This is a genomic window from Hyphomicrobium facile (assembly GCF_900116175.1).
Lineage (GTDB): Bacteria > Pseudomonadota > Alphaproteobacteria > Rhizobiales > Hyphomicrobiaceae > Hyphomicrobium_B > Hyphomicrobium_B facile.
Window position 1 is genome coordinate 2,501 of record NZ_FPCH01000005.1, and the last position, 11,580, is coordinate 14,080.

The window sequence follows — 11,580 nt, forward strand, 5'->3', positions numbered from 1 at the left end:
TTAGTCTGATTGACTTCTAGGTTCGTTTGGGCGGACCGCATGCATTCTGTGTGTGTGGGCTCGCGCGAATGGACCTGGTCTTTCTGGTCAATGCTTACAGTCGAACATGCTTGGTGATTGGCACTCCTTCTTTGCCGAGGGATTGGTGTTGGAGCCTTGTGTGGTGAGCATTGCAAATGAGAGCGATCAAGTGACTTAAGGGCATCTGGTGGATGCCTTGGCGGTAAGAGGCGATGAAGGACGTGGTACGCTGCGATAAGCTTCGGGAAGGCGCGAACAGCCGTTGATCCGAAGATTTCCGAATGGGGAAACCCACCTTCGACATCTTGAAATTTGCACCTGTGAAAGCGGGTGCGGATTTCAGGGTGTCATCAGAAGGTATTTAGCCCTGAATACATAGGGGTTAAAAGCAAACCCAGGGAACTGAAACATCTCAGTACCTGGAGGAAAGGACATCAACCGAGACTCCGCGAGTAGTGGCGAGCGAAAGCGGACTAGGCCAGTGATAAAGCAATGACAACTGGAACCATCTGGAAAGGTGGGCCTCAGCGGGTGACAGCCCCGTACAGGTAATGCAGAGCTTTATCCTCGAGTAGAACGGGACACGTGCAATCCTGTTTGAACATGGGGGGATCACCCTCCAAGCCTAAGTACTCCTTACCGACCGATAGTGCACCAGTACCGTGAGGGAAAGGTGAAAAGCACCCCGACGAGGGGAGTGAAATAGTACCTGAAACCGGATGCCTACAAACAGTCGGAGCCCGCAAGGGTGACGACGTACCTTTTGTATAATGGGTCTGCGACTTAGTCTGACGAGCAAGCTTAAGGCGATAGCTGTAGGCGTAGCGAAAGCGAGTCTGAACAGGGCGTTCAGTTCGTCGGATTAGACCCGAAACCTGTCGATCTTGCCATGGTCAGGTTGAAAGTGGGGTAACACCCACTGGAGGACCGAACCGGTGTCTGTTGAAAAAGCCTCGGATGAACTGTGGCAAGGGGTGAAAGGCCAATCAAGGCAGGAAATAGCTGGTTCTCCGCGAAATCTATTTAGGTAGAGCCTCAGATGAATACTCCAGGGGGTAGAGCACTACATGGGCTAGGGGCCCCTACAGGGTTACCAAACCTAAGTAAACTCCGAATACCTGGAAGTACTATCTGGGAGACACACGGCGGGTGCTAACGTCCGTCGTGAAGAGGGAAACAACCCTGATCGCCGTCTAAGGTCCCTAAATCACTGCTAAGTGTGAAAGGATGTGGGAATCCCATAACAACCAGGATGTTGGCTTAGAAGCAGCCATCATTTAAAGAAAGCGTAACAGCTCACTGGTCTAAACAAGGGTTCCTGCGCCGAAAATGTAACGGGGCTAAAGCAGTGTACCGAAGACGCGGGTGTGCAGCAATGCACGCGGTAGCGGAGCGTTCCGTAAGCCTGTGAAGGGAGACCCGTGAGGGCTCCTGGAGGTATCGGAAGTGCGAATGCAGACATGAGTAACGAAAGAAGTGTGAGAAACACTTCCGCCGAAAGTCCAAGGGTTCCTGCGTAAAGTTAATCTGCGCAGGGTTAGCCGGCCCCTAAGGCGAGGGCGAAAGCCGTAGTCGATGGGAACCACGTTAATATTCGTGGGCCAGTGGGTGTGTGACGGATGCAGCAAGTTGTTGAGGCTTATTGGATTGCCGAGGCAGCGAATGTGTCCCTGGAAATAGCCCCCACGTAGACCGTACCCGAAACCGACACAGGTGGACTGGTAGAGAATACCAAGGCGCTTGAGCGAAGTGTGCTGAAGGAACTCGGCAAATTACCTGCGTAACTTCGGGAGAAGCAGGCTGTCTTTTCGGGCAACCGGAAGGGCAGGACACAAACTAGGGGGTGGCGACTGTTTACCTAAAACACAGGGCTATGCTAAGTCCAACGACGACGTATATGGCCTGACGCCTGCCCGGTGCTGGAAGGTTAAGAGGAGAGGTGCAAGCCTTGAATCGAAGCCCCAGTAAACGGCGGCCGTAACTATAACGGTCCTAAGGTAGCGAAATTCCTTGTCGGGTAAGTTCCGACCTGCACGAATGGCGTAACGACTTCCCCACTGTCTCCAGCACACACTCAGTGAAATTGAATTCCCCGTGAAGATGCGGGGTTCCTGCGGTTAGACGGAAAGACCCCGTGCACCTTTACTGCAACTTTGCACTGGCAATCGTGACTGCTTGTGTAGGATAGGTGGTAGGCTATGAAACCTGGGCGCTAGCTCGGGCGGAGCCGAAATGTGAAATACCACCCTAGTGATTATGGTTGTCTAACCGCGGTCCGTTATCCGGATCCGGGACAGCGCATGGTGGGCAGTTTGACTGGGGCGGTCGCCTCCTAAATCGTAACGGAGGCGTACGAAGGTTGGCTCAGATTGGTCGGAAATCAATCGTCGAGTGCAATGGCATAAGCCAGCCTGACTGCAAGACTGACAAGTCGAGCAGAGTCGAAAGACGGTCATAGTGATCCGGTGGTTCTTTGTGAGAGGGCCATCGCTCAACGGATAAAAGGTACGCCGGGGATAACAGGCTGATGACGCCCAAGAGTCCATATCGACGGCGTCGTTTGGCACCTCGATGTCGGCTCATCACATCCTGGGGCTGGAGCAGGTCCCAAGGGTATGGCTGTTCGCCATTTAAAGTGGTACGTGAGCTGGGTTCAGAACGTCGCGAGACAGTTCGGTCCCTATCTGCCGTAGGTGTAGGAGAATTGAGAGGATCTGTCCTTAGTACGAGAGGACCGGGATGGACGTACCTCTGGTGGACCTGTTGTCGTGCCAACGGCACAGCAGGGTAGCTATGTACGGACGGGATAACCGCTGAAAGCATCTAAGCGGGAAACCCACCTCAAAACGAGTTCTCCCTCGAGAGTCGTGGAAGACCACCACGTTGATAGGCCGGGTGTGGAAGCGCTGCAAGGCGTGTAGCTTACCGGTACTAATAACTCGATTGGCTTGATTGCTCTCATTTAGCAATGCTCATCGTTTTGCCTTCTTAGGCAGGCGCCGCTCTCACGAGCGCCGCGATGAGCGTAGGCATTTGCATCCAGAAAAGACCAGAAATAGAAGTCATATGACGTCTCCGCTGACCTGGTGATTATGGCGGGGTGGCTGCACCCGATCCCATTCCGAACTCGGCCGTGAAACGCCCCTGCGCCGATGGTACTTCGTCTTAAGACGCGGGAGAGTAGGTCGTTGCCAGGTCTGCCGAGACGTCATGTGAATTTCGAACAAACGAAGTCAATCACCTCTATCGATCGCTTTCAAACGCGTCGCCGTGCCTCGTGCCGGCGGCGCGTTTTTGTTTTTGCGACTTGTCGCGAACGTGTCCCGCGCGAACGAGACAGCGATGTCATGTCATCGACTGGCTACGACCTGCGGGCAGTTGGACCTTCCCAAACTTTGATTTCCTGCTCTGCACGTGGCCGGGTTGCGCACGTGGGGATGATGCCGATAGCGCCTGATCCTGCGCGCAGCGCTTCTTCATGCTGAGCGAAGGACCTCAAGAGCGAATGACCTCACGGTGCTCCGTCAAGGTTTTGCACCGGCGTGCGGATGGGAATTTCGTGTTGCGACAAACCCAAAGCCGGGTGTTCTTGCGGCTCCGACAATCCTAAGCAGGCGATCTTTGCCTTGAAGAAGAGCTATCGCGATTAGAGAGCACACGCCCTAATTTCGAGATGGGAGCGTTGGTGCAAAAATGATTAATTGTGCAGCGCACTCAGCTTAAGTGGCGCGCTGCGAAAGCGTTCTGTTCATTCACTGCCAATTGAGTTCTCGCAGCGCCAAGTCTCGCCGTTCATTTCCTGAAATTCTTCGGCATTCAAGCAAACGAGAAAACATCTCGGCCGTGCTGAACCGGGGAAGCATGTGACCACGTCACGCCTTCAAATGAATACAAATGGGCGTCGCGTTCCGTTCTTCGCGGACCCGGCGCTCAGCAGTGGCGATAGCCCATGGGCCGGCTACTATTTTGAGGAGGCAAACGGCCCTCCCGAGCCCCTTCCGAGCCATTCCTGGTCCAAGACGACGCTCCTGTATGTCACTGGTGGCGGCGGTTCCTTGAATTGGAAGCATCGGGGCATCTGGCACAACGATGCTGTTCGGCGCGGAACCATCTCTATCGTCCGGCGCGATGTGGAAATTCAATCCGCTGTGCCAAGCGATGCTACTCCGATGATGGTGCTCCAACTCGATAACTCCAAATTGCAGCACATCGCCCCCGACAATGTTGTCGCCATCGATAAATTTTTGGAGACAGCGCAGGTCACGAGCGACGCCCGTCTCGCCATGCTGTTGGCGACAATGTGCGAGGAAGTTCGCGAAGGATGCCCCTCCGGCAGACTATTTGGAGAGTCGATCTCGCTCGCCTTGCTCGCGTATCTGGCGGGCAGGTATGCCTCTGCCTCGCATGTAAACAATCGCGCGGCCAACCTATCGCCTGTGCAGAAAAGTTGTCTCGTGGGTTACATTCGAGAGCATCTACCAAGCAACATCTCAGTGACGGAGCTTGCAGGGCTAGTGCAGATGAGCCCTTCTCATTTCGCTCGCATGTTCAAGGCTGCGTTTGGCGTAACGCCCTATAGGTTCGTCATGCGTGAGCGGATTGAAGGGGCGAAGGGCATGCTCGCAACCACAAAGCTATCCGCGAGCCAAATCTCCTCAGCGTACGGCTTTTCGAGTCAGAGCCATTTTGCGAAGGTTTTCCGCGAGGTTACGGGCGTTACTCCCAAGCAATACAAAGCTGGCCTGTAGCTCGTTGCTCGATGAAGCTCGGCGCATGGATGCTCGAGTCCGGGTGACCGGCAAAGTGTTTCGCCGATACTCCCGTGTGATTGCAAAGCAGCATTGATGCCGGCATGAAAGCCGCCTGCGCGATGACGCTCAGGTCAGAGGTCGCGTCGCGGCGGCCACACGCGTATCGCTCGTTCAACATGTCGGCAAGTATTCGCTTCGAGGAGCAGGATTGTGCCGGAATGTGCAGGATCATTGTAGTTCGATTTTTCCTCCGCCTCTATCGTCCGTCTCGACGAGTGCACTTCAGTTTTCGACAAAGATCGAGATGCTCGTTTCAAAAACAAAAACGACGTAAACGGAGGAAGTAATGACAATAAACAAGAAACGATCTGTGCAGTTCAGGCGTGAAGGTTTGCGAAGTTATGGTCCGCTGGCGGCTCTCTTGCTTGTCGCTTCGAGTGGCGGCGCGATGGCCGGTAAAGATATTGTGCTGCAAAAGTCGGGTGGATTCATCATCGGCGGCAAGCACTTCAACGTCCCTCCCGCGTCCGGTCCGATCAACCCGAACCGGACGCTGTCCTGCGACCACGGATATGTCGAGTATTTCATCCCGAAGAAGCCCCGCAAGACGAGCATCGTCCTGTGGCACAGCTCGAGCGCGCAGGTGTGGCAGAACCGTTTTGACGGCGGCGAAGGCTACAAGGACAAGATGCTGCGCAACGACTATCCCACGTACATTTGGGACGGCCCGCGCGTAGGCCGCGCCAACTGGAGCTGCGAGACGATCACCTACACGCCCAGCAACCGGGATCAGGGCAACTTCACCGCCTGGAAATTCGGCCCCGCACAGCCAGTCGGACAAGTGCCGACGAAAGCCGAATTCTACAATCCCACGCAGTTCCCAGTCGACAGCCCGAATATGGAACAGTATTGGTGGGACGCGACCGGCGCTCGCTATGACGAGTTCGATAACGCTTACAATATCGAGCTCGAGACGGATGCTGCTGCCGTCGCGGCAGATTCCGGAAGACTCGGCAATCAGATCGTCTACCTGACGAACTCGGCGGGCGGCCTTCGCGCCGCGAAGACCACTGCGAAGACCACGAAGAACAACATCGCCGGCATCATCACCTACGAGAGCATCGGATACCTGTTCCCCATCGGTGACCCGGAGAGCCCGACGCTCTGCACAGCTCTCACGCCAGCCTGCGCGTTCGGTCCGCTCGGTGTTCCGCTGGAAGACTTCAAGAAGTTGGCGAAGCTCAAGAAGATCCAGTTCGTTTGGGGCGACAACCGTCCTGAAACCGAGCAGCAGGTCATTCTGTCCCGCCTCAGCGCCAAGCTCATCAACAAGTACGGCGGCAATGCCGAAGTTGTGAAGCTTGGCGATTTGGCCGGCTTCAAGGGGGCGACGCACATTCCCTTCATGGACATGTCCAACGACAAGCTCGCCGAGCTGCTCTTCCAGGTTTTCAAGAAGAACAAGCTCGACGAGTATGCGAAGAAAGAGAAAGCGGCTCCGAGCCGCAGATAATTCTGCTCATCGGAACGGTTAAATCTGAAGCTCTGCCCGCCTCGCGCGGGCAGAGTTTTTTTTGGCCGTGTGTGAAGGAAACAAGCGTTCGCGGTACTGCGGTTTGTTCAGGACGAAATCCGGAATTTCATTACCGGCCGTGGGATCGTAGCGCATTTCGTAGAAGAGCGACTTGCCGAGGCCCGTGCGCTTGATCGCTTTCAAGAACTGCTTCGGGCTCCGAAGCCCGTCGACATCGCTTCCGGAGCGAAATCTGGCGGCCTCGCAGCGGATGCAAATTACAAGTCGCCGGTGTAATGGCGATCGCGCGAGCCCAATTCATGCGCGTCTGAGTATTGCTTCTTACCGTGCTCTGCGCGGCTCATAAAATGCCGGCACTGGACGGGCGCGATGACGCCAGTGCCATTCTTCGGTGCTTTCTTCGGCTTGCCATCCGGTGGCGTTTGCGCACGCGCGTTCGTCGCGCGAGTGGAACTCAGTCACTTTGAGTTTTGATGACTAAGACCTAAGTGATCGCTTCTCACTTGATGACGGTTGGCCGGCGGCCGGCACCGCGTTCCTCGACTTCGACATCCCATGCCGTTGGCCTTGGCGCGAGCGATTGCATACCCGCACGCAGCGCTTCAGCAGCGTTGCTCGCATCTTCCGGATTGTGAATGACAGTCGGCCGGATAAAGACGATGAGCTCCGTTCTCACCTTGGAGTTGTTGGTCGCTCCACCGAGAACGTCGCCGATGTAGGGGATTTTGTTGAGCACGGGAATGCTGGATTTCGAGCGATCGACTTCTTCGCGAATGAGCCCGCCGAGGACAACCATCTGGCCGCTCTGGACCGCAATCGTGCTCGACACGCGACGCTGCGAAATCGTCGGCGTGAGCGTGGTCGAGGTCGCATTCGGACCTCCGGGGTTCACAACCGCGCTCACTTCCTGCTGAACCTCCATCGTCACGAGACCGTTGCTGTTGATACGCGGCGTTACATTCAGAATGACGCCGGTGTTCTTGAACGAGATTTCATTGACGGTCGGAGAGTCCGGATTGACCACGCTCTGGGCCTCGCGCGTGATGATCGGGACCTCGTCACCGACTTCCAATGTCGCCGGCTGGTTGTGAAGCACGACGACGGATGGCGATGAAACGACCCTGACGGCCGTCTCCTTTGCCAAAGCATCGAGGATTACGCGCGGATCAGTGCCGACGCTTCCAGCGATCAGATTGAGGCCGGGTGTGACGGGCGAGATGGCAAGCGCATCAGATGTGCTGAATCCGATCGCGCCGGCCTTGCCGTGGTTTTTCTGCAGGTAGAATTGTACGCCATAAGACAGGTTGTTGTTGAGCGTGACCTCAGCGAGCGTCGCGTTGATGAGCACCTGTAGCGGCGGCTGGTCAACGCGCTGGAGGATCTGGAGGATCTTCCGGTAGTTTCGCTCCGATGCCTTGATCAGCAGCTTGTTGTTTCGCTCGTCCGGTGTGATCCGTACCTGGTCGGATGATGAGGAAGAGCCACTGCTGAAGGACTCCGAGCTGTCCTCGCTTGACGAGTCGTCGGGCGCCGACATCGGTGGCGCACTCTTCAACGGACCGCTGCTGTTGCTGCCAGTGGAACTGCCCGGTGTATCGTTGTTAGAAAAACCGGACCCTGTGCCGGCCGAACTGTTGTTGGCGAAGCTGCTTCCGAAGCTACTTCCGCTGCCCCCGCCGGACCCCATCCGGGAAGCGCCGGAAGTCGGTACAACTTCTTTCTCTTCCGCGCCGCGGATGGAACCGCCGCCCGATCCAGAAAACGCCGCCATCAGCAGTCGCGCGAGATCTTTCGCGCGGCCGTTTTCAACCCGATAAACGTAAAAGTTGTTGTCGTCGGCGCCGCCGCGGTCGAGCCGCGATATCCATTCCGCTGCCTTGTCGATCATTTGCGACTTCGGCGCGAGCACGAGGACGGCGTTCAGGCGCGCGATCGGCTGAAACTTGACCAGGCCCTTGCCTTGCCGCTCCGTCTGGAAAACCTGATTCAGTTCCCGGATGACGTCATCGGGCGCTGCGTTGTTGAGCTTGAAGAGCCCCGCGGACTGACCCTTCATCCAATCGACGTCAAACATCGAAACGATGTCGACCACCGATTGGCGGACCTGGCCGGAACCGCGGACGAAGAGAAGGTTGTTGTAAACGCTTGCGCGCAGATCGTCCTGCTTGACCAACAAACCGTCGAGCATGCGCATCATCGCAGCGGTCGACACGTATTTCAGAGCGAAGATGGAGACCCCATAGCCGGGGCCAACCTCGCGGCTTTCCTTGACGTAGTCGAATGCAGTGATGCCCTGCTGGTGCGCGTCGGCTTCCGGAATCACACGGTAGACGTTGTCTTCAATGAGGAGGGCCGCTTTATAGGTCGCGAGCACGCTCTCCAGGATCGAAATGAGCTCGGCGCGCGACACCGGGCCGCCCGTCGACAGGGTGACGCGACCTTCCACGTGCGAATCGAAGACGTACGTAAGTCCGAGCGTATCTTTCAGAACGACTTTTACGAACTCGGATAGCTCGGCATCGTTGAAGTTCAGCTCGTATCCGGCTTTGCTTTGGCTAACTCCTGGGGTCAATTGCCGGGGGGCGCCTGCTACGCGGTCAACGCCGGGATATTTCGCTGAAATAGTCCGCGGATTACCATTGGAATCATACTGGGGTTGGCGATTTGCGGGCCGAGCCGGACCGAGATCTGCGTTCGAAAGCTTTGCCATTTCATCGGGCGGTTCGATAAGCGGCTTATCGAGAGATGAACAGCCTGAAATGCCAAGCGACGCACACAATGCGACGGCTCGAACGAAGCAGCGAAACATAAATGGCCTTCCCCCAGAGATCTCAACTGTACGTCGTTGTTCTTATTTAGACTTTCCGCGTACAGCTGCGGCGAAAGCCAGTTTGTCGTCGGTTTCCCCGCGTCCTCCTGCCGGCAAGATCCAATTTTTGAATCACGTGACAATAACCGATGATCTAGGCCGTAATAATCTTTCGACGCACATTATGTCGTTGAATCTGCACCTGTTGCCGAGACGTAACTTATACTCTTGTCCATCCTCGTGGAGATTTGCATGGGGTGAACTGAATTGGACAAGAGTGCACTTGCTCGTTGCCATTCACTATGTCGGCTGCGTGCCGATGACGGTATCTGTCGCAAAAGGAGATTCGCACCCGTCGGGAAGATCGAAATTCGGGAGCGCACCCCCGAGCCGATGTGGGAGAGCAGGTCGACGCTAGGGGGAACGTGCCACGCTTGCTCCATCCCTGCGAGACGCGTGTCAGGGGCTCTTGGGTTTCTTCGGAGAACGGGCGGGACGGGCGCTAGAGCGAGCCGACGTGTTCAGTTCGACGGCGGCGCGAATGAGCGCCTTCAATGCCTTTTCATCAATCTCGTCGCCTTCGTGGATATCGATGGCGCGCCTCGTGCTGCCTTCGAGGCTGGCGTTGAAGAGGCCTGAAGGGTCGTACAACGCGGCGCCCTTGGCGAAGGTCAACTTCACGACGCTTTTATACGTCTCGCCCGTGCAGATGATGCCGGCGTGTGACCAAACCGGAACCCCTCTCCACTTCCACTCCTCGACGACTTCGGGGTCGGCCTGCTTGATCAGAGTCCGAACTCGAGCAAGCGTCTCACCCCGCCAGTCACTCAGGGTCTTGATTCTCGCATCGATGAGCCGAGAGGGAGAGTCTTCTTGCTCTCCTTTCTTCGGGCGGCGTTGTTCCATCGTGGTTATCGCTTTCTTCATCGCCGTGGCCGGTGGTCTTTTTTGCGACACGCAATTTTGACGACTACGTCTCTACTCTGCGAGGGCGGATGGTTCTCAACGTCTTGCGCGATGGCAACAAACGGGACCCGATGCGCGGTGCATGCTTAAAGAGTTGCGTGCCTTCCGAACGCCGGCCGTATCAATCGCGCCACCGCAGAGCACTTCTAGACATTACACAAACTATTATGCATGTTTGCATTGAACCAACTCTGCACGCCATCAGCAATCTTCGGACGCTCCGAACCGGGCAGTCGTCGCAATTGACCCGAGAGATGGCATGTTGGATAGTGCGCAACAATGCATTGGCCTGATGATACTACGCAGGTCTGATGGGACTAACCGCCATTTCAGTATTTTGGGCGGGCCCAAGGTAACGCAATAAAAATGGACGATAACGCGTGGTTGTCCTCCGTGAGCGCGACCGACATTTAAGATCAGCTCTGCGATCATAAACGACTGCTGACGGCACCTCGCCCGAGGCAAGACTCCAGAACTTCGATATCGATCTATGAAGACGACGCATCGGCCAACCTGCAGCCGGCTTACTCATAGCTTCTAACAATCGCGATAGGAACAGGGAGTTCAACATGTCGAGATTTATCGCGTACGGCTTTGCGGCACTCCTAACCGCCGCTCCATCACTCGCCATTGCGCAAACAGCCCAGCCAATGCAAGGCCAGCCAATGCAAGGCCAGCCGATGCAGGGCATGCCAATGCAAGGAATGCAGGGCATGCAGCCGATGCAAGGGATGCAACGGATGCAGGGAATGCAGGGAATGCAAGGAGGGCGAATCGGTTCCAGGGATGATGTCACCGATAATCGGGTCGACATTGTGAAGGCCGCTCTGCAACTCCGGCCCGATCAGATGCAGTACTGGCCCGCAGTCGAGGAGGCTATCCGTGCACGGGCGGAAGGACGCCGCCAAAGAATTGAGAACATGATGTCTCACATGGAAGAAGGTCAATTGGACCGGAATTTCGTGCAGGTCTTGCAAAATCGAGCTGAAAATCTTTCCGAGCGCGGTGCTGAGCTCAAAAAGCTCGCTGACGCATGGGAACCCCTTTATTCGACTCTAGACAACGCTCAGAAGCGGCGGATGCGCATTCTTGGCGTGCTCGTTCTTCATAGAATGAGAGAAGGCTTGGAAGCCCGACGCGATCAGATGGACGAAGAAGGTGCGGGAGCCATGATGGGCGCCAGTACAGGCGAGGGCGGCATGGGCCGCGAATAGACTCGCTGCGCGTGACGGAAGGCCGGACGTAGAAACGCTTCCGGCTTTCCGAGCCGCTTTTTGGAGAGCGCGGGAACAGCTCGGACGATTTCAAATAAGGGCCGGTGGCGGAAGGGGTGGGATTCGAACCCACGGTGGACTTGCGCCCACGCCGGTTTTCAAGACCGGTGCCTTAAACCACTCGGCCACCCTTCCGGAACTTGGCCGCCAAGACGGCTCCATACAACGTGGAGCGTCAACGGGCTCGGTCCGGAGGCTTCTCCTAGCCGGTTCGGCTTTCGGTCT

Annotated in this window: 5 protein-coding genes, 1 tRNA gene, 2 rRNA genes and 1 pseudogene; 5 read left to right on the forward strand and 4 right to left on the reverse strand. The window is 56.3% G+C overall.

Features of this window, described 5'->3' with window-relative positions:
• The first annotated feature begins 184 nt into the window (after window positions 1-184).
• The 4 genes from BM399_RS19545 (at window position 185) to BM399_RS19560 (ending at window position 6,285) form a co-directional block, all read left to right on the forward strand.
• A 23S ribosomal RNA gene (locus tag BM399_RS19545) occupies window positions 185-2,977 on the forward strand.
• Between the two features lie 126 nt (window positions 2,978-3,103).
• Window positions 3,104-3,218: ribosomal RNA gene (gene rrf / locus BM399_RS19550) — 5S ribosomal RNA — on the forward strand.
• Window positions 3,219-3,884: 666 nt separating this feature from the next.
• The gene (locus tag BM399_RS19555; RefSeq protein ID WP_092869488.1) at window positions 3,885-4,769 is read left to right on the forward strand and encodes an AraC family transcriptional regulator; all 885 of its coding nucleotides are present in this window, start codon (window positions 3,885-3,887) and stop codon (window positions 4,767-4,769) included.
• Window positions 4,770-5,118: 349 nt separating this feature from the next.
• Window positions 5,119-6,285, forward strand: a complete 1,167-nt coding sequence (locus BM399_RS19560) for an alpha/beta hydrolase family protein (RefSeq protein WP_092869489.1) — start codon at window positions 5,119-5,121, stop codon at window positions 6,283-6,285.
• 90 nt (window positions 6,286-6,375) lie between these two features.
• On the opposite strand, the pseudogene BM399_RS19565 reads toward BM399_RS19560, so the two are convergent.
• The 3 genes and pseudogenes from BM399_RS19565 to BM399_RS19575 form a co-directional block, all read right to left on the reverse strand.
• A pseudogene (locus BM399_RS19565) lies at window positions 6,376-6,501 on the reverse strand (3-isopropylmalate dehydratase small subunit); the annotation flags it as partial.
• Window positions 6,502-6,805: 304 nt separating this feature from the next.
• Window positions 6,806-8,878, reverse strand: a complete 2,073-nt coding sequence (gene gspD / locus BM399_RS19570; RefSeq protein WP_244531393.1) for a type II secretion system secretin GspD — start codon at window positions 8,876-8,878, stop codon at window positions 6,806-6,808.
• A 696-nt stretch (window positions 8,879-9,574) separates the two neighbouring features.
• Window positions 9,575-10,042: a DUF1801 domain-containing protein gene (locus BM399_RS19575; protein WP_092869491.1), complete on the reverse strand. Its 468-nt coding sequence runs from the start codon at window positions 10,040-10,042 to the stop codon at window positions 9,575-9,577.
• 704 nt (window positions 10,043-10,746) lie between these two features.
• On the opposite strand from BM399_RS19575, the gene BM399_RS19580 reads away from it, so the two are divergent.
• Entirely contained in the window at window positions 10,747-11,295 is a 549-nt protein-coding gene (locus BM399_RS19580; protein WP_143117877.1) for a Spy/CpxP family protein refolding chaperone, read from the forward strand.
• A gap of 105 nt (window positions 11,296-11,400) precedes the next feature.
• Here BM399_RS19580 and BM399_RS19585 read toward each other — a convergent pair.
• Window positions 11,401-11,490 (reverse strand) — tRNA-Ser (locus BM399_RS19585).
• Window positions 11,491-11,580 lie beyond the last annotated feature (90 nt).